Below are 20110 nucleotides of genomic sequence, written 5' to 3'. Positions count from 1 at the left end.
GGCCGGCCTGTCCGGCACGGTTTCGGGTGCGTGAATTGAGCGATCTGAAGTGCGCGACACACGCCGTCCAACGCGTGCATACACCTGAGTGCGGCAATGCGGCCACCGTCGCATGGATGCCCCGGAACACCGCGGAGCGCGGCTGACCCCACCAGCCGCCGCCTGACCAGGCAGCTCCGCTCCGGCGTGGAGCGAGCCAATGGACAGCGTCTGGCCCTTGTTGAAGCAACGGTTGTCGCACCGGCCCGATAGCGAGCACGGGCAGGCCATCGTCCGCCTCGTCATCGCTTCCCTGATCGTGGCCTACCTGAGCGGACTGCGCGCCTCCCAGGATGCCAGCGGTGCGCATGCCACGATGCTGCTGGTGATGCTGGCCGAAGCGGTCGTCGGCCTGGGCCTGCTGGTGGCGATCGTGCTGCATCCGGGCGTGTCGCACCTGCGCCGCTGCGTGGGCATGCTGGCCGACTACGGCACGCTGGCCATCCTGATGTCGCTGGAGCCGGTCTCGCTGGCGCCGCTTTACGTGCTGCTGCAGTGGGTCACGGTGGGCAACGGCCTGCGTTTCGGCCCGACCTACCTCTACTGCGCCTGCGCCATCGCCTGCGGTGCGTTCCTGGTGGTCATCCTCGATGCGCCGTACTGGCGCGCGCAGCCCTACCTGGCCGTGGGCCTGTGGCTGGGCCTGATCGCCATCCCCACCTACCTCACCTCGCTGCTGAAGAACCTGCGGCGGGCGACCGCCGAGGCGCGCCGCGCGAACGAGGCCAAGAGCCGCTTCCTGGCCAACATGAGCCACGAACTGCGCTCGCCCCTCAACGGCATCATCGGCATGGCCGAACTCCTGCACGCCACCCGCGTGCCGCCCGAGCAGCAGCGCGAGTACGCCGACGTCATCCACACCTCGGCGCAGTCGCTGCTGCTGGTGGTGAACGACGTGCTCGACATCTCCGCCATCGAGGCCGGCAAGCTGCAGCGGCGCGACGCGGACTTCAACCTGCAGGACACCATCAGCCGCCTGCGCAAGATGATCGTGCCGCTGGCCTCCGCCAAGGGCCTGGCCTTGAAAGTGGAGACCGCGGCCGACGTGCCGCTGCGCCTGCACGGCGACGTGACCCATCTCACCCAGATCCTGCTCAACCTCACCCACAACGCGGTCAAATTCACCGACCACGGCAGCGTGGATGTCAGCGTGGCGCTGCTCGAGCCGCCGCGCGACGGCGTCGCCCGCCTCCGCTTCTCGGTGCGCGACAGCGGCATCGGCGTGTCCAACGACGACCACGACCGCATCTTCCTGGCCTTCGAGCAGCTCGACAACGGCCCCGCGCGACGCTTCGGCGGCAGCGGCCTGGGCACGACGATCGCCAAGACACTGACCGAACTGCTCGACGGCGAGATCGGCCTGGAACCCAATCCCGGCGGCGGCAGCCATTTCTGGGTGGACCTGCCGATCCGCCTGCAGGACGCCGGGCGCGTGCCCACCGACGTGGGCGACGGCGCCGGCGACAAGGTCGTGTCCTTCGACGATCCCTTCGTGCGGCACCGCATGCGCGTGCGCAGCCTGCGCATCCTCATCGCCGACGACCAGTCCGCCAACCGCATCGTGCTGGGCCGCATGCTGGAGAACGCCGGCCATCGCGTGCACGCCGTCGACGACGGCGAACAGGCGCTCGATGCCCTTGCGCCCGGCGGCTACGACTTGGCCATCCTGGACATGCACATGCCCAACCTGAGCGGGCTGGATGTGATCCGCCAGCTGCGCTTCATGCAGCCCGGCATCGCGCGGCGCATGCCGATCATCGTGCTCAGCGCCGACGCCACCGTGCAGGCCGCGCAGTCGGCCACCGACGCCGGCGCCAACGTCTTCCTGACCAAGCCCATCGTGGTCGGCCGCCTGCTCGAAGCGGTGGCCGAACTGGCCGACACGCAGAAGCTGCCGCCCCTGCGGCCCGTCAGCGACGTGGTGCGTCCCGCGGCCAACCCGGCGGTGCTGGCGGAACTGGCGGACATGGGCCTGGGCGACGATTTCCTGCACAACTTCGTCGAGCAGTGCCTCAGGGACGCGGCGAACTGCCAGCAGCGCCTGGTCCAGGCCGGCGGCGCGCACGACTGGGAGGAGTTCCGCGAAGTGGCCCACGCCTACAAGGGCATCGCCGAGAACCTGGGTGCGGTGGCCATGACGGAGCGCTGTTCGCAGATCATGCGCGCCAGCGACGAGGCGCTCGCGCGCGAACAGGCGCGCCTGGTCGGCGAACTGTCCGTCCAGCTCGCCGCCGTCGGGGTCCACTGCCGCGACGAGGTCGCCATGCTTACCCGTCCCGGGCGGAGCAAGGACATCCCTGACGCGCAGTGACGCCCTCGCCTCGCCCGGTCCCGCCTGGACACAGCGGCGCTACCGGATCGCTACAGGCGACCCACCGTGCGCCCGATCATGCCGCCCCCGTCGCCCGCGGCATCATCCGGTGCGTGCGGATCAGCCATGCAGCGCTCAAGCACTCGCCGACCGGGTGTCGTCACCTGCCTGCGCGCGCATGCGCTGCGCGCGGATCAGGCGCTCCATCGTGCGCAGGCCGCGGTCGTTCAGGCGCATGGCGGCATCCACCCATTGCGTGGTGACGGCGAGCAGTTCGTCCAGGTGGATGGGCTGGCAGGCCTGCCGCACGGTGTTCATCGCGCGCAGCGCATTGCCGATGCGCTGGTGCTGGCGGATCAGGTCGCGCGCGGCGCGCAGCCCGTCGCCCTTGGCGACGATCATGTCGACCACGCCCATCTGCCTGAGCTCCTCGGCCGGGTAGACGCGCGCGTTGAGCATCATGCGCTCGGCCTGCGCGGGCACCACGCGCCGGGTGAGGAAGGTGTAGGCCCCCATCCCGGGGAACAGGTCGAACAGCGCCTCGGGAAATCCCATGCCCACGCCCTCCTCGGCGATGATCGTGTGGCAGCACAGCGCGGCCTCGAAGCCGCCGCCCAGCGCATCGCCCTGCACCACCGCGATGCTGTGCACGCGGTCCTCGTACAGCTCGTACAGGTTGAAGGCCACCTCCACGCACAGCGTGGCGTAGTCCAGCAGTCGGTCGCGGTTGCCGCTGCGGATCAGCTGCGAGAACAGGGCCAGGTCTCCGCCCAGGTTGAAGACGCCCGCGTCGGACGCCAGCACCAGGTGGTGCGCGCCGGCATCGGCATGGTGGCCCGACGCCAGCGTGCTGCGGATGTGTTCCTGCGTGCGCCGCATGTCATGCAGCAGGCGTTCGGAGAAGCACGGGTGATATCCCGACGGTGCGTCGGCGTGCATGTAGCCCCAGTCGCTATGGCCCGCGTCGTCGGACTCGTGGCGGAACAGCGTGGCTTGGGTCGATGGCTGCAGTTGGGCAGGCGTGATCATGGCTCAGCTCCTTTGACTGTTGACACTCGACGGCGTCCGCGCGGGCTCCTGCCCGCGCACGCGTCGTGGTGGATGTCGAGGCAGCAGGAACCGGAATTCGCACGCGCGGATCGCCGGCGCGAGCGGCCTCCGTACGCGTCAGCGCGCGTACGCGTGATGGCCCGTCATGGTGGTCGTTGGGTCATGCGGTCTACCTCCGTCTGGCTGGGAACGCGAAAGCCGGGACGAAGACAGTGTCGGCAGGCCCGCTGGACGTTGCCGTCAATGGCGCGGCGCGACGCAGACCGCCGGGCAGCGCGTTGCGGCGCCCGATGCCAGCGCGTGCAGTCATTCGAGCAGAGGGACAAGCGACCGCTGCGGCCCGCGGCCGCGGCCGTTCTCTCGCAAGCCGGTACCAGGCAGCGCCAATGACGCGTCCGGAAACACGAAGCCCGCCGGAAGGCGGGCTTCTGTCACAGGCCGTGGCGGCCTCAGAACCGGTACACGCCCGCCAGCCGCAAGCCGGTGTCGACGAAATCGACGTTGCCGTGGAAGCTGTCGGCGTCCGAGTCGCCGCGCACGCGGCTGATCACGTAATCCAGCGAGAAGCCCCACTGCTCCTAGGGGAACCACTCCACGCCAAGCCGGCCGAAGGTGACATCGGCATCGACCGAACTGACATTGGCCGACAGGAAGCCCGCATCCGCCGACACGCGCCAGTCGTCCGCCGGCGTCCAGCGCCAGCTGCCGCCGATCGTCGGCGCGGGCAGATCGGTGGAGACATGGTCGCTGATCGCGCCGTTGACCTGGTTGCCGTCGGAGTCGACCTGCAGGTCGATATCCAGGTCGATGCTGTACCACACCAGGCCCAGGCGCGGACCCAGGGCCCAGTTCTCGCGCGAGGCGGCCCACCAGACGTAGGACAGCTCGTAGGCGTCCACGTTGAGGTCGGTCTTCACGGTGGACGTAGCCTCGTACACCGTGTCCTCGAACACGATGTCCCGGGTCAGCACGTTGGTCTTGCTGGTGTCGCTGCCGTAATAGGCCAGGCCGAACTCGTGGTGCTCGAACGGGCGCCAGGTCAGGGCGGCAAAGCCGATCACCGAATCCGGGTCCAGGTCCAGGTCGCGTTCCAGGTCGACGTCGGTGCCCTCGGAGGTCTCCCCGTCGGCCCGGATCTCGGTCTCGAAACTGTTGGTGTAACCGCCGATGCGGGCGCTGAAGGTATCCAGCGGATCGACCGCGAGCGCCGGCAGGGCGAGCGAGGACAGGGCGGCAAAGGACAGCAGTACGGCGACGCGGCGTGCGGATACGTCCATGGAGCCTCCTGGGAAAGGTGCCGGGACGGTGCCGGGTCCCGAAATACGACGTCCTCTAGGCTCAACGGGCGCGAGGCGGGCGTGCGGCCATCCCGGGGCGGCGGGCGGAGGTTTCCTGGCGCCGCATCACACATTCGGGGCGAAGCCGCCACCGCCAGGCTATTCCGACCTTAAAGGGCGGCACTACGGACCCGGGCCGCTCAACCCGCCGCGCGCGCCAGGCGCCGTTGCAGCACGCGCACGCGCCAGCGCACGAGCGCGCCCATCACCATCAGCCAGGCGGTCAGGAAGGGAGTTATGAAGAAGAAGTCCCAGATGCCCGACAGGTAGGAAAAGTTGAAGCCGCCGCCCACCGACAGGAAGCCGAGCAGGCACATGAGGGCCAGGACGGTCAGCGCGACGCCCTGGACGGCGCCCGTCACCAGGAACCAGCCGAACCCGCCGCGGGCCTTGACGGCCCACCACCACCCACAGCCGCAGACCGCCACGCACAGCACGACCAGCGCCGCGATCGCGGGCAGGTCACGGAAGTTTCCCCGGGTCAGCAGTTCCGACGCCGTCACCGCCAACAGCACGTACAGCGGCAGGCAGAAGACCAGGCCGAAACGGATCCCCACCCGGTCGAGCGGCAACGGCGACGCCGCGGGGGCGACCGGCGCGGCGTAGGGATTAGGAAGGGATGAATCCACAGGCGCGGATTATTTCACGAGCCCCACCGCTCGCGGCAGGCGCTTCACCGGGTGTGGCCTCAACGCCGCGACGGCCGGCTGATCGCCCGCCCTCCCCCACGCGATCCCTGCATGCGCTGCGCCTGGCTGGCGGCGCCGCGCTCGCGCTGCATCCTGGCCAGTTCGGCCTGGCGCACACCTTCGAAGGCGTTCTCGCGTGCGCGCCGTTCCTCGAATTCGCGCCGCTGCCGCCGCTCCTCGTCGAACTGGCGTTCGCGGGCGATCTGCTGGATACGTTCCTGTTCGAGCACGCGCTGGCGATCGGCCTCCTGCGCGCGATCGGCGATGCGGTCCCCGCCGACCCCGTCGCGGCCCGGCATGCCCGCGCCGTCGTCACCACGCATCCGGGCTTCGCGCGCGCGTTCGCCCTCCTGCGCGACCGCCATCGCGCGTTCGCGCGCGTTCGCTTCTTCGAGCTGTGCCGCCAGTGCGTTCTCGCGCGCTTCGCGGTTGCTGGTGGAGGGCGACTGGAAACCGCCCTGCTGCAGCGAACGGCGCGCCTGCTCGCGCGAGCGCATGCGCCCGGCATCATCGCCCCGGAACGCGTCGCGCGCCTGCGCGCCGGCGAGCTGCTGCCCATGCCGCTCGCGATTCACCCGGTCGCGGTAAGGGACGCCGTCTCGGCTGGCCGGATCGTGGCGCCAGTTCCTGTCGCCCCCGGCGAAGTGGTGCTCCGGGTGCAGCCGGTTGAAGCGATCGATGTCGATGTCGATGTCGCCGCCGTTCCAGTCCAGATCGCCCCACAGGGCATCGAGCACGGCCAGCCCGATGCCGAAGGCGATCCCCTTGGCCAGCACGCCGTCCGGGTAATAGCCCGCCAGCGGCGGGTAGTAGACCGGCAGGTAGTACTCGTCTTCCTAGGGGTCGTAGACATCCATGGGGTCGTAGGACGGGACGTACACGTCGTCGACGGGTTCGATGGTGATGTAGGCGCCCTCACCCGCGTCGGGTGTGTAGGCCGGCGCTGCAGTGCCGTCGTCATTCGGGGAGGTCGCCTCCTGGGGCAAAGAACTGCCAGCCAGCCCGATCACCTGGTATTCGTTGGAACGCAGGTGTCCCGCCTGCTGCGCCTTGCGACGCAGGCGCTGCACCGACGCCAGCACGTCCTCGGGCTGGGCGAGGAAGGCGTCCCCCAGACGCTGCACCCAGCCCAGGTCCTGGCCGAGCATCGCCAGCACCTGCGGGAAGGCCACCAGCGTCTGCACGCTCGCGTCCCACGGCTGCCCCTCCACCTGCCGGACCGCGTGCTCGCCCTTGGCCTCCGGATGCGCCCGCGACCACGCCACCGCGTCCGCCACATCGCCGGGATACGTGGCCGCCATCAGCACCTGCGCCAGCAGCACGTCGGGGTACAGCGCAACCGGCGCCAGCATCTGGTCGAGCTGGGGCTTGCCGAAGACGGCGTCGCGGGTGGAAGCAGCGGGAGGTGGCGCGGGCGGCGCGGGGGCCGTGACCGCCGGGGCAGGAGCGGCCGCGGTTGTCGCCGGCGCGGGCGCCTCGCGCTTGCAGGCGCCGGCGATGAGCAGCGTGGCCGACAGCGCCAGGACGTGCCCGATGCGCATGGCGCCTCCTTCTGTGGGCCGCCGGTTGGGCAGGAACCCTGCGGTCGGCGGACTGCCGGTCGGTTCGCGGCCGGCTGTGACTCAGAAGGTAACGGGAATGGGAGGGGGTGGCGGCCTGTGGGTGGGGTGGTGCGGATGAGTCACGCTCAATGGCGGAGGCGCGAAGTTCCGGGGCTCGCACTCTCGGCCGGCCTGTCCATGCCCGCACGATGGCGGGCCTGTTCGGTGGAAGGACGGGAGACTTAATTACCTCCGTCCCCATTGACCGTCCCCTTTGACCTAGCAAAGGAGGCTCAGTTCCTTCCGTCCCCTTAAACCTGGGAATCCGGGGCGGCGGACTCTGCAACAAGTCTGATGAACGGAAGTAGGGGAGCAGTTGATTGACACCTTCAGAAACAAGAAGGCCCTGCAATGCAGGGCCTTCTCTTGCGCGCCATGGGAAATGGGGCCTTAACTCGATCAGTTCACTTGATACCCTAACAGCCCGAGGAAGTACGCACGAAAGCTCTTCACGAATGGATCTTCCGAGTCCATGAGTGAAACGTTGTCACCCAGGAAATCAGAACTCATCTGAGCAAGCAGGTGATCCTTGCCTCCAGCTTCCAGAAAACACCGTGTCATGAAGGACTCTTCCCCCCCGAATAGCGACACATCCTGGTCAAGCAGGCAAGCCCAGCTCCCACTTTCCCCTACAAGATACTGATCCCGTAGGAAGTTTGAATCGCGATCCAGATACTCGAAGATCGCCGCATGAGAATTCGGCAACACACACACCGTTGAATGCTCACTCCTTTCGGCAACCACGACTGTCCGCTCAAGAAGCTCTCGGCTCGAACACGATAGCAACGCTCCCCACCAATCACAGGGAGCAAGCTCTTCATGCCGGTTTCTATCAAACGCCACGCCGACCCAACCGTCCCGAAGAAATGGGCGGTGAGGTGGAAAGGCGTGCGTGAAGACAGAGGCTACAAACTCCGAGAATGAATCACTACTCGCCGCAAATCTGCTCATTTAGGTGGATACCGGACAGTAGTGGACGGAATTCTCGATCCAAGCTGATAGTGCTTGATCGTCACCGTGCCTTGAGGCGGGCCATCGAGATACGGTCGCGTGCTCTTGTGCCGGTTAACATTGCTCCCGTCGGGCATTCGAATATTGTTGTCATCCTTACGAGTTGCCCCGGGGGTATTGGCAAGATTCTCGAAATCGCCGTCTGCGTCCTGCTCGTTTCCTTGTAGTTCACCGCGTTCACCAGGAGTTCCCGGCACGGGCGTCTTGCCTTCGCGAAGTCCAGCAATTGCACCGGTGGTCACCTCCCCAGGCGTTGGCTGTCCTGCGCCATCGTTGGACGCTTCCTCCGAGGACTGGTAGATCTTGTACCCGATCTCTCCAGCAGTGTAGATCAAAAGGCAGGCACCCAGCACTTCCCCCACGGGCAACGGTCCATCACCGGCTGAGAGAAGGCCCGCCGTCCCCAGGCGTCGACCCAAGAGCTTCCCGCCCTGCTCCCACGTCATCCCGGCGCGACCGTCCGGGTCGGTGAACCGGTATGGATTGTTGTAGGCATAGGCATACCGATTGAAGTGTCGGACATCGCCGCCGTAAGCGGTAACAGGATCAACACTAAGGAACAATCCGATTGCCGGGTCGTAGTAGCGCTGCTGCATGTAGTTCATGCCCGTTGCCGCATCCAGCACATGCCCCGTGTAGCCGGGCCCATCCTCTACCGGCAACGGCTGCAGTACCTTTCCGTACGGCTCGTACTCCGTCCGCTGCTCGTCAAGGGCCCTGTCGGCCTTGGTGACTGCTACCGGACTACCGAGCGCATCGGTGTGCTGATACTTGGTCTCGTAGACGTAGGTACCACCCGATCCGACCGCCTCACGGATGGCCACCAGGCTGCCCGCCAAGTACATGTACTCGAAAGCCTTGCCAGCCCGAAGGTCGGAGGCAATCAGAAGCTGACCATCCTTGCTGTACAGGCTGTACTTGCTGCCGGCCTTGCCCGTTGCGGCCGAATTGTTATCCCAGATGCGGCGGCCCAGACCGTCATACAGGTACGCGGAGATCGCCTCAGGCGTGGTCGCGGTGGCGCGGCTGACTTTGCGCAGTCGATTGCCGTAGTCAAAATCGAACAGAAGGTTGTTCGACTCCGAAACGGACTTCTGCTCGAGGTTTCCTTGCTCGTCGTAGTCCAGCCCCGTGACCGTTGCGCCAGTCGAGTACTGTTCGATGCTGGTCAACCGGTTCGTGCCATCGTAGAAGTAGTTCCAGTCCCGCCCTGCCTGATCGGACCGGGAATTTCGGAAGACCCGCGTCAGGTTGTCCAGCGCATCATAGGTGAACGTCGCCGCGCTGTTCATGGCAGTGCCGAACATCAGCGATTCCGTACGAACCAGCCTGTCAAGCCGGTCGTAGGTCATGGTGCGGTTGCCGCGCTGGTTGGATCCGGTCAGCCCGTCCGTGATGGCCGCGACATTGCCATTGCCGTCAAAGTCATAGCGATCATCGAGAATCTCGGTCGTGCCGTACGCATCGAAACTCCGGGCAGGTAGACCACGCACATTCTGGGTAAGCGTGTGGACGATGCCGTTGCCGTAGGTGAATTGCTTCAGGGCGCCATTGGGATAGTAGGACGCACCAGTAGCGTAGGCGCCAACCTGCGTCGCCTGGCCCAGGGCGTTAGGAGCAAAATCGACGAGCTGCCCATTGTTATAGCGCTGCGCCTGCAGGTGACCCAAGGCGTTGTAGCCATAGTCGATCGGCCAGTTGACGATGCTGGCGTTCGCGCCGAACTTCAGCGTCTCCAGCTCCAGCAGGCCGCGGCGATTGTGGATGTACTCGGTGGTCACCACATTGCTGTTGACGCCGTCGTTATGCGCCACCAGTGACTTGGGCAGGCCGGTCGCCACATACGTGTGGGACACGTTGCCGCGACCGTCGGGGAACGCCAGCGATACCAAGCGGCTGCGCGCGTCATAAGTGCGTGTAGCCTTGCGGGCGTTGGCTGCCGTGCTGCCGCACGCGGTCGATTCGGGCAGACCCGAGGCAGACCATGCAACGTTGCCAGCGCCATCATACCCAAGCAGCGTGGCGCCGGTTTCCGGCTCCACCACCTTGCACAGCTCGTTGTTGCTGTTGTACGTGTACTTGCGCGCGACATACAGCGGCCCCGGCACGCTGAGCGCGCCCGAATCGGTCAGCAACAGGTTGCTGCCCCCGTTTGGCGAGATGCCGTGCACGTAGATCGGTTTGCCGGCGTGCGCGTGGCGAACGCTCGCCGGCAGCGTGATGGCGAAGCGGTGTGGAATACCGCTGGTCTGGCAGGCAGTCGAGATCGCGGGATCGACGGTCAGGTTGGCGACGCCATTTCCGACGCCCGTTCCCACACCGGAGGGCCCGCCGACGTAGACGTGGACACTGACCGATTGCGAAACGCCGCCCGAGCAGGCCCAACCCGTGACCTGGAAGCCCGAACCCGACACCGGCGCGGACTCGACCACGCCGACGATGCCGCTCACCGGAGCCGGCACCGTGAACACGCCCGACTTGCCGAGCAGGTCATTGGTCCCGCCGTTGGGCGAGATGCCGTGGACATAGATCGCCTGGTTCGCGTACTGCGCGCGGACGCTGGCGGGCAGCGTGATGCTGAAACGATGGGGGATACCGCTGGTCTGGCAGGCGCTGGAGATGCCCGCCTCGCTGGTCAGGTTGGCGGTACCCGACCCGACGCCGGTGCCGGTGCCAGCGGAACCGCCGACGTAGAAGTGGATGGCGATAGATTGTGAGACGCCGGTGGAGCACGCCCAACCCTTGACCTCGAATCCCGTACCCGACGGGGTCACGGAATCCACGTAGCCCAGGATGCCGGCGTTCGCCCACGGTGCCACCAGGCACAAGAGCAGAAAGCTGAAGACACGAGACATTACTGACAATCCCTTGAATTTCAATGTGGCGGCCATGGCTTACCGGGTCCCCCGCGAGATCTGCTTGGTGCGGCCGAAATCGTCGTGGAGGATTTCGGTCAGCGCACTTTCCGGGTGCTCGATGCGCGCCGGCTTGGAGTCGTCCGGCTCGCCCATGGTGAAGTAGCTCGTCGTGGTGACGTTGCCCTTCGGGTCGGTCACCTGCTTCTTGAAACCATCCAAGTAGTCAGTCCGCGTAACCAGGCGGGCGGTGCCCAACTCGGAGTCCTGCTCGACCGTCCTGATGCGATCGAGTACGTCGTAGGTGCGGTGTGTGCCCTTCAGCGCGTCCGTGTACGCCACGATGCTGGCCACCGGATAGGAGTCGAACACCAACTGGTTGCCCTGGTCGTACTTCTTGACCGTAATGGTGCGCGTGCCGGCCACATTGGCCGCGTCGTACTTCTCTTGCACCACGGGGCGCCAGTAGCCATCGACGTAGGTGATCTCGCGAGCGTTGCCCGTGCTCACCGTGCGCTTCCAATGGTTGGCCGGCAGTCCGTACTCAGCCGTGGCCACCGGAACGAACGACAACGTAGTCATCGCCCACTTGCTGGTGTCGCAGAGGTTGGGCGCCGTTTCCGACGGGTAGATGATCTCGGTCAAGCGACCCATTTCATCGTAGTCGTAGCAGGTCTTGCTCTGGAGCTCGTCGGTGACCGAGGCAATCGTGCCGTCGTCATTCACCACCGCCGACATGGTGCTGCCGGTCGGCGCCTCTGGCGTGGCCGGATAGGTCAGCGTCTGCGGGGTACCACGCTTCCAGTTGCTCATGGTGACCGTCGTCTCCATGCCGGCGCCGTCGCGGCCGTCGGACATGGTGGCGAAGGTGCCGTTGGCGTTGTACGTGAAGGCCTGCTTGAGCTTGTTGAATTCGTAGATTCGGATCGGCAGGTTGGTGGCCGGATCGTAGTCGGTGCGTTCGATCTCCACGCCGTTGACGAACCTGCGACGGATCTGGCCCAGCACCCAGTCACTGGTGTCGTCGTGGTACTCGGTGCCTTCGACCTTGGACGCCACCTGCGGGGTGCTCTTGGTTTCCTGTTTGGGGCGGGCATACGCGTCGAAGCAGTACACCGCCGCACCGCCGCAGCCCTTGTCGATCTGGGAGGTGAAGGTCACACCGTCCTGCGCGATGGTCTTCTTGACCACAGGACGCACGCGGGCGGTGGAGGGGTCGTCACCGCTGTAACTCGCGCCGTATGTGCCGGCAAAGGCTTGGCCCGCAACTTCGGCTTCGGCCATGTACTGATTGGATTCGGAGCGTTCGACCACGCCGGCCGCATCCACTGTCTCGGTGCCCAGCACGCGTCCTTCGTTGAGGGCGTACAGGAAGCCGTAGCGATAGCGGGTCTTGGTAAGGTCCGGATTGGTGACCGTTACCGTCTTCTCGACGTCGCAGTCCGTATTCGTGCTCGGGCACGGGTAGGCAGCCGGGGTGGCACGACTGCCCCACATCCGCTGCACGGAGCCGCCATAGTTATACCCCCACGTCTGCGCCGCCACGGCCGGACCGCTGATGGTCTTCGACCGCAACGACATGACGTCAAAGAAGTACGGGGTGTTAAGGATGTAGTAGTAGGTATTCGCCTCGAACTGGTTCACTGTCACGCGCTGCAGACACTCGCTGACATGCACGCCCGAGCGGTACTGACGCCCATTCGAGAAGACAAAGGTGCCCACGGCATTGCTGGGATGTTTGGCGGTCAGGGTGAAGTCCGCGTCGCTTGCCGGCGGCTGCTCCATGCACTGGTTGTCCGAGCCGCCATCCCAGGTCGCGTCATTGACCCACAGCGTGCCACCATAGGAGAACGTCCAGTCACCCGTTGACGCGCCAGGCAGATCCACCTTCGACAGGCGCTCGACGCCTGCGAATGTCCCATAGGTATACGTCCAAGTCTTGCCATGCGCCGTCGCAGTGGCAACTTCGCCATTGGCGCCATAGGTCAGCACGATCTCGCGGCCGTCGCTGGACCAGATGCGGGTCGGGTTGCCGTTGCCGTTGTAGGTGTACTGGACGGTATTGCCGAACCGGTCTTCGACCTTGCTGGCCAGCACGTACACGCGGGTTCTCGAGGTCTGGGCCGCGAATATATCGCCCACTTGCCGGGTCATCTTGGCCGCGAATCGAGTAACCGCGGTGTCGAAGAAGTACTTCACGCCGGACGTGGTCTTCATGATGAAGCCCTCGCCGGCCAGCCCGCTCTTCATCGGCGTGCAGGCGAACGCGTCGCGTTCGCTCGTGGATATCTCCTGGGTTGGACCTTCCGTGAACACCGCGGACGGAACACCCGAACCCAACATGGTGCGGTCGGTGCCGCCCGGGATGTGGATGGAGTTGCCCTGCCAGATCTCGGTGAGGTTGAAGCCGCTCGTCACGGTGGGGGCAAAACTGCCCGAGCAGCGCGTGCTGCTCCAGCCGGAAACCGGGCCGAACGTGCCGGCGATATAGGGTACATCGATGTCCCAACCGCCTGCCCCGCCGAGAGTCGAGTCGAACGTGCTGCCCACCAGCAACTGGATGGTGAATCGGCGCCTCAATTCAACCGGCAGTGCGTTGTTGCCCGGAATGTTGATATCGACGTTCGAGAACGAGGTCTGCCCGTTGTAAAGATTGACGGACTCTCCGAACAGATCGTCCTTCAAGGCCGCGATGTTCTGCGAACTCTCGACACGCTTGCGGTATTCCTGGAACGGTTCGATGGCGACGGCTTGCACGCTGGCAAGCAGCACGCACGCCAGCAGGCCCGTGCGGGCGATGGAGTACTTCATGTATTCCCCAGTGGATGCGCCCGTTGCGGGCGCGTTCGATCGTGACGGCCCGGCATGGTCCCCCCGGGCAGCGGCGGATGGTACGCATGTGGACCAGACTCGGCAAATGATTACGCGGGGGCATCGCACGGATTGAGACCGGCGGAGCCGCAGCACCGGGGTGCTGTGGTTGTTGCAGGGGCCCTGTCGGGCACGCCGCTCTCGCAGGGCGCGAGCCCCGCGTATCAAGCCCCGGCGGCTACGCCGCTGCCGGCGACAGGATCGGATCCGTCTCTGGGATCCGCCCTATCTCCCCACCACCGTCCACGCCGTGGACACCGCCGGCAGCACCTTGCGGAACTTCACGTTCGCCTCGCCCCACACCTCGTTGGCACCGCTGAGACGGTGCCGCCACAGGAGGTCGGCCTTGCCGTCGCCGTCGTAGTCGCCGGTACCGGCGACCTGCCAGTTGACGTCGGCGACGGTGGCGACCGGGCGCTGGGCCGTGGCGCGTCCGTACAGCCAGATCACGTTGGCGCCGGTGCGCGCATGGCGCCACAGGATGTCGGCCATGCGGTCGCCATTGAAGTCGGCCACGGCGGCGACCTTCCAGTCGAGCACGGTGACGCCGGTCATGGGGCGGCGCAGGGCCTTGGTGGCGGACGGCCACAGGTCGTTGGCGCCGGTGGCGGCATTGCGCCACAGCACGTCGTCCCTGGCATCGCCGGTGAAGTCACCGATGCCGACGACCTGCCAGTTGAGGTCCGGCACGATCGCCGCCGCCTGCGAACGGTAGCGGTTGGCCGCCCACCACACGCCGTTGGCGCCGGTGCCGGCATGGCGCCAGAAGACGTCCTCGACGCGGTCGTTGTCGAAGTCGCCGCTGCCCACGATCGTCCATTTCGGGTCGCGCTCGGTGCCCAGCTCCAGGGTCTCGAAGTCGAAGGCCGAGCGCCACAGCACGTTCTCGCCGGCGATCGAGTCGCGCCAGAGCACATCGGCGGCGGGGCTGCCATCGAAATGGCCGATGGCGGCGGCGTTCCAGCCCGGCGCCATCTGCTTGAGCAACCGGCGCTGCGTGGCCTGGCCGTCGCGCCACATTTCGGCCATGCCGGTGCCGGCGTTGTGCCAGATGATGTCGGCCCGGCCGTTGACATCCACGTCGCGCGGCTTCTGCACGGGGCGGCAGTCCAGCCCGCGATAGAACAGCAACGACGTGCCGCCCTGGGCCACGACCGCGTCCGCGCAACCATCGCCATCGATGTCGCCCGCGGCCAGGCGCGCGGGTCCGAACGGCTCCTAGGTGCCGGAAAGCGGCGGCATCGGGAAACGCACTTCGCGCTGCAGCACGCCGTCGCGCTGCCCCATCAGGCCGAGCCCCTGGCCCTGGTCGTGCACGGTGAGCAGGTCGTCGAGGCCGTCGTTCTGGACATCGGCGGCGGCCAGCGTCACCGCCACCTGCGCGTTGTCGACCGCGATGGCGGTTCCAATGGTGCCGGTGGCCGTCTGCGGAAAGAGGTTGTAGCCGACCGCCTGACCGGTGCGGGAGTCGTACCGGCGATAGAGCAGGTCCGCGCGCCCATCCGAATTCCAGTCCCCCACCGCGCCTGGGCCGCCGCCGTCGAAGTACTGCGTGGACGAGAACAGCCCGGCGCGATTGACGCTGAGCTGCGTGCCGATCCACGACGACTCCTCCGTGACCAGGTCGCTCCAGCCGTCTCCGTTGAAGTCGCCCACGCGCAGCCGCTGTCCCCGCACCGGGACATTGCCCGCCATCACGCCTGCCGGCACGAAATTGCCGCGGCCATCGCCACGATGGCAGACCACCGTGCCGGCCTCGACCAGGCACAGGTCGAGCAGGCCATCGGCGTTGCTGTCGACGGTCACGGGCGGGTTCATGTCGCCCTGCGACCAGCGCGGCAGGGTGATCCACTGCAGCAGACCGGTCGAACGGCCAAGGGCCAATTTCAGCGTCGTCGAGGTTCCCAGGACGAGGTCCTGTGCGCCATCGCGGTTGAAGTCGCCGGTCAGCAGCGAAGTGCCGTGCGGCACGCCGGAATAGCGCGTCGCGGTCGCCAGCGTGCCGTCGGCCTGCTGGACGCGCACGTGCAGTTCCTCGGCGTCGGTGGTGACGTCAGGCGTGGCGTCGACGATCACCAGCAGGTCCTGCCGGCGATCGCCGTTGACGTCGGCCACCTGCACTTCGCGCGGGAGTCCGCCAGCCGGCAGTTCCACGACCGGTGCGAAGGCGCCCAGGCCGAAGGGGGTCGGGGTCACCGGCGAGGGAGTCACCTTGCGGATGCGGTGGTTGCCGGTGTCGGCGATGTAGAGGTTGCCGGCGGCGTCGGTGCCCAGGTCGTTGGAGGAATTGATCAGGGCCAGCGTGGCCGGCCCGTTGTCGCCGCCGTAGCCCGCCACGCCGTAGGGCAAAGTCTCGCCGACGTTGCGGCCCACCACCGTGTCGAGGATGCCTTCGGCGTTGACCCGCTGCACCAGTGTCCCGGACCCGGTGAACACATGGCCGCGCGCGTCCAGGGCCAGGCCGTTGTTGGGCTCCAGCACCACGTGCAGCGCCCACGCGTCGTCGGCCAGGCTGCCGCCGCCGGCCACGGTGCGGATGATGCCGTCCGGCGAGATGCAGCGGACGCGCGAGCCGTTGATGTCGGCCACAAAGAGGTTGCCCGCCGCATCCACCGCCAGCCCGCCACCGGCGTCCAGCGAGGCCTGCCGGGCCGGCCCACCGTCGCCCCCACCGCCTTGCCAGTCGCCATTGCCGGCGATCGTGGCGAGGGTCCCGTTGGGCGAGATGCGGCGGATGTACAGGTGGTCGTGGAAGAACAGGTTGCCCGCACCGTCCACGGTCATCCGGTCCGGCGCCGACAACGTGGCGGCGAGGGCGGGCCCGCCTTCGCCGGCGAAGGTCGCGGGGTGGTCCAGCCGTTGCGGATCGCCGGTGCCGGCGATGGTGCGGATCACGCCATCGGTGCCGACCTTACGGATGCGGCGATTGAGGTCGTCGGCGATATAGACGTTGCCCGCCAGGTCCGTGGCCAGGGCGCTGATGCGACCGAAGCGCGCCTGCGTCGCCGGGCCACCGTCGCCGGTGGGCACGGTGCCGCGCGGTGCGAATTCCTCGACGCCCGTGCCCGCGAACGCGGTGATGATCCCCGTCGGCGACACCCGGCGCACGCGCGCGCTCACCCCGTCGACGAAGTACACCGTGCCGCCCGCGTGGACGGCGATCAGGTAGGGAAAGCTCATCCGCGCCAGCGTCGCGGCCGCGCCGTCGCCGCTGTCGCCCATCTCGCCGGTCCCGGCGATGGTGGTGATGGTGCCGGGGGCCAGCAGGGTGGCCTTGCCGTCGTGCGGGTTGGGCGTGGCGGTCGCCAGGTTCCCGGCTAGGCTCTCCGCCTGGCGGCCGGGAAGCAGCCGGAAGTCTGCGCGCGTGCCGACCAGGGCCGCTGCCGCACAAGCCGCCAGCAGGCCCGCGGCTGCCATCCATGAATTTCGCATTGTGTCCCGAGGTTTCGGCCGGTCCGGCGCCGTCCGCCGGTCGGGCGATTCTAGCCAATCCGGCTGCAGGGCCCGGACCGCGCTGGGCGGGGAGAACCCCCTGCCCCGCTCGCCCCCTTGCTCCCGCGCTCGACTCCAAAAGACTCGCGCTCGACTCTAAAAGACACGCGCTCCGCTCTAAAGGACTCACGCTCGACTCTAAAAGACTGGCGCTCCACTCTAAAAGACTCACGCTCGACTCTAAAAGACTGGCGCTCGACTCTAAAAGACTCGCGCTCGACTCTAAAAGACTGGCGCTCCACTCTAAAAGACTCACGCTCGACTCTAAAAGACTCGCGCTCGACTCTCAAAGACTCGCGCTCGACTCTCAAAGACTCGCGCTCGACTCTCAAAGACTCGCGCTCGACTCTCAAAGACTCCCGCTCGACTCTCAAAGACTCCCGCTCGACTCTCAAAGACTCGCGCTCGACTCTAAAAGACTGGCGCTCGACTCTAAAAGACTGGCGCTCCACTCTTAAAGACTCATGCTCGACTCTAAAAGACTCGCGCTCGACTCCGGAAGACTCGGACTCGCCCCAGGCCCCTGGGTCCTCTCCCGAAGTTCCACCGGCCGGTTCCACCCCCGGCGCCGCCGCCCCGCGCACCCGGACACCCCGCCGCGCGGCCTTCACTTGCCCCCCTCCCCCGCCCCGTTTAGCCTCGCCTTTCCACGCGCCCCCGTCCGGGCGCCCCTGAGGTCACCCGTGAAGCAACGCCATGCCCTGCTCGCCCTCGCCGTCGCGGCGAGCCTGTTGTCCCTGTCGGCCTGCAAGAAGTCGGAGACGCCTGAAACCGCCACCGCCCCGGCGGGCACGGTCAAGGCGCCCGAGGGCGAAACCGCCGACCAGTTCGTCGCGCGCATCAACGACGAGTTCCGCAAGATCTACCCGGAGCTCAACGCCGCGCAGTGGACGTCCTCGACCTACATCAACAGCGATACCGAGCTGCTGACGGCCAAGTCCAACGAGCGTTTCTTGGGCCTGCTCAATACCTGGATCGAGCAGTCGCGCAAGTTCGAGGGGCAGAAGATGTCGCCCGAGACGGCGCGCGCGATCCGCCTGCTGAAACTGTCGGTGGCGATGCCGCCGCCGAAGGACCCGGCCAAGCTCGAACAGCTCACCCAGCTGGCGACCAAGATGGAAGGCATGTACGGCTCGGGCGAGTACTGCAAGGGCGAAGGCAGCGCGCGCAAGTGCCGCCAGCTCGGCGAGCTCGAGGACGTGCTGCGCGATCCGGCGGCGACGTACGAAGAGCAGCTCGACGCGTGGGAAGGCTGGCACACCATTTCCAAGCCGATGCGCGCGGACTACACCAACTTCGTCGAGCTGGTGAACACCGGCGCCAAGGACATGGGCTTCGCCGACACCGGCGAGCTGTGGCGTTCGGGCTACGACATGACCCCGGCCGAGATCGCCGCGGAAACCGACCGCCTGTGGCTGCAGGTCAAGCCGCTGTACGAGCAGCTGCACTGCTACACCCGCACGCAGCTGGTGAAGAAGTACGGCGAGCGCGGCGAAGTGGCCGGCGGCATGCTGCCGGCGCACCTGACCGGCAACATGTGGCAGCAGGACTGGGGCAACCTCTGGCCGATCCTGCAGCCCTACAGCAATGACGTCGCCGGCAACCTGGACATCACCGGCGCGCTGGAGAAGATGCGCGGCGAAGAGCTGAACAAGGCGATGGCCGCGCCCGACGCCGACATCGGCATCGAGCAGCGCGTGGAGATCGAGCGCGCCGCCGACCTGGCCATCGCCCAGGAGATGACCCGCCGCGCCGAGGACTTCTACACCTCGCTGGGCATGCCCAAGCTGCCCGACAGCTACTGGACCAAGACGCAGTTCATCAAGCCGCGCGACCGCGACGTGGTCTGCCACGCCAGCGCGTGGGACATCAACCTGGCCGGCGACGTGCGCACCAAGATGTGCATCAAGCCCAACGAGGAAGACTTCACCACCATCTACCACGAGCTGGGCCACGTCTATTACTACCTGGCCTACAACGACAAGCCGCCGATCTTCCAGCAGGGCGCGCACGACGGCTTCCACGAAGCCATCGGCGACACCATCGTGCTGGCGATGACGCCCAAGTACCTGGAGTCGGTCAACCTGGTGGGCGCGCAGCAGCCCAACAACGAGTCGGTGATCAACAACCAGATGCGCATGGCGCTGGCGAAGGTCTCCTTCCTGCCCTTCGGCCTGATGATCGACCGCTGGCGCTGGGGCGTGTTCAGTGGCGAGATCAAGCCCGTGAGCTACAACAAGGCCTGGTGGGACCTGAAGGCCAAGTACCAGGGCGTGGCGCCGGCCACCGCACGCGGCGAGGACAACTTCGACCCGGGCGCCAAGTACCACGTGCCGGGCAACACGCCCTACACGCGCTACTTCCTCTCGCACGTGCTGCAGTTCCAGTTCTACAAGGCGCTGTGCGACGCATCGGGCTACAAGGGTCCGCTGCACGAGTGCAGCTTCTACGGCAACAAGGCCGCCGGCGCGAAGTTCCAGGCGATGCTGAGCAAGGGCGCCAGCCAGCCGTGGCAGCAGACGCTGAAGGAACTGACCGGCAACGAGAAGATGGACGCTTCGGCGGTGCTGGAATACTTCTCGCCCCTGCAGGCCTGGCTCAAGCAGCAGAACGAAGGCAAGACCTGCGGCTGGAACCCGCAGGGCACGACGGCCGCGGCCAAGCCGGCCGAGCCGGCCAAGCCCGCGAACGGCTGATCCGGCCACGAAGCGGCACCCCCCCGAAGGCCGGCGCAATGCCGGCCTTCGGCGTTCCAGGCGGGGCGATGAGGGACTGCCGCAGTCGCCGCGCAATGCGAGGGGTGGGAACGCCGGATGTGGCGGACTTCCCACTTGATCTGCAAGCCGCGTGCCCG

12 protein-coding genes are annotated in these 20110 nt (G+C 66.8%); 2 read left to right on the top strand and 10 right to left on the bottom strand.

From position 1 onward, the window contains the following. The first annotated feature begins 199 nt into the window (after positions 1-199). The gene (locus I8J32_RS09865) at positions 200-2350 is read left to right on the top strand and encodes a sensor histidine kinase (protein WP_200611573.1); all 2151 of its coding nucleotides are present in this window, start codon (positions 200-202) and stop codon (positions 2348-2350) included. A gap of 135 nt (positions 2351-2485) precedes the next feature. Here the strand turns inward: I8J32_RS09865 and I8J32_RS09860 are convergent, their stop codons facing one another. The 10 genes from I8J32_RS09860 to I8J32_RS09815 all read right to left on the bottom strand — a co-directional run bounded on the left by I8J32_RS09860 (position 2486) and on the right by I8J32_RS09815 (position 17708). Continuing rightward, on the bottom strand, positions 2486-3379 hold the full coding sequence (locus I8J32_RS09860) for a crotonase/enoyl-CoA hydratase family protein (RefSeq protein WP_200611572.1): 894 nt from the start codon (positions 3377-3379) through the stop codon (positions 2486-2488). 599 nt (positions 3380-3978) lie between these two features. Continuing rightward, positions 3979-4677 (bottom strand): hypothetical protein, encoded by a 699-nt coding sequence (locus I8J32_RS09855; protein WP_207526541.1) that lies wholly within the window; start codon positions 4675-4677, stop codon positions 3979-3981. Between the two features lie 200 nt (positions 4678-4877). Continuing rightward, a complete protein-coding gene (locus I8J32_RS09850; protein WP_200611570.1) occupies positions 4878-5366 on the bottom strand; it encodes a hypothetical protein in 489 nt (162 codons plus the stop codon). A 59-nt stretch (positions 5367-5425) separates the two neighbouring features. Continuing rightward, entirely contained in the window at positions 5426-6202 is a 777-nt protein-coding gene (locus I8J32_RS09845; RefSeq protein ID WP_207526540.1) for a hypothetical protein, read from the bottom strand. A 60-nt stretch (positions 6203-6262) separates the two neighbouring features. Beyond that, positions 6263-6967 (bottom strand): DUF3300 domain-containing protein, encoded by a 705-nt coding sequence (locus I8J32_RS09840; RefSeq protein WP_207526539.1) that lies wholly within the window; start codon positions 6965-6967, stop codon positions 6263-6265. Positions 6968-7974: 1007 nt separating this feature from the next. Further along, a complete protein-coding gene (locus tag I8J32_RS09835; RefSeq protein ID WP_207526538.1) occupies positions 7975-10929 on the bottom strand; it encodes an RHS repeat domain-containing protein in 2955 nt (984 codons plus the stop codon). Between the two features lie 3 nt (positions 10930-10932). Beyond that, positions 10933-13704, bottom strand: a complete 2772-nt coding sequence (locus tag I8J32_RS09830) for an RHS repeat domain-containing protein (RefSeq protein ID WP_200611561.1) — start codon at positions 13702-13704, stop codon at positions 10933-10935. A gap of 285 nt (positions 13705-13989) precedes the next feature. After that, on the bottom strand, positions 13990-14916 hold the full coding sequence (locus I8J32_RS09825; RefSeq protein ID WP_207526537.1) for an FG-GAP repeat domain-containing protein: 927 nt from the start codon (positions 14914-14916) through the stop codon (positions 13990-13992). A 66-nt stretch (positions 14917-14982) separates the two neighbouring features. Beyond that, positions 14983-17181, bottom strand: coding sequence for an FG-GAP-like repeat-containing protein (locus I8J32_RS09820; RefSeq protein WP_207526536.1), 2199 nt, complete (start codon positions 17179-17181; stop codon positions 14983-14985). Between the two features lie 65 nt (positions 17182-17246). Next, a complete protein-coding gene (locus tag I8J32_RS09815) occupies positions 17247-17708 on the bottom strand; it encodes a hypothetical protein (RefSeq protein WP_207526535.1) in 462 nt (153 codons plus the stop codon). Between the two features lie 231 nt (positions 17709-17939). Here I8J32_RS09815 and I8J32_RS09810 point away from each other — a divergent pair, with 231 nt between their 5' ends. Further along, positions 17940-19952 carry a M2 family metallopeptidase gene (locus I8J32_RS09810; RefSeq protein WP_200611539.1) on the top strand — a complete coding sequence of 671 codons (2013 nt, stop codon included), beginning with the start codon at positions 17940-17942 and terminating at the stop codon, positions 19950-19952. The last annotated feature ends 158 nt before the right edge of the window (positions 19953-20110 follow it).

Source organism: Lysobacter solisilvae (assembly GCF_016613535.2).
In the GTDB taxonomy this organism is placed as follows: domain Bacteria; phylum Pseudomonadota; class Gammaproteobacteria; order Xanthomonadales; family Xanthomonadaceae; genus Agrilutibacter; species Agrilutibacter solisilvae.
The sequence above is the reverse complement of the archived record's forward strand: the minus strand, read 5'-3'. Positions and strand labels throughout refer to the sequence as shown.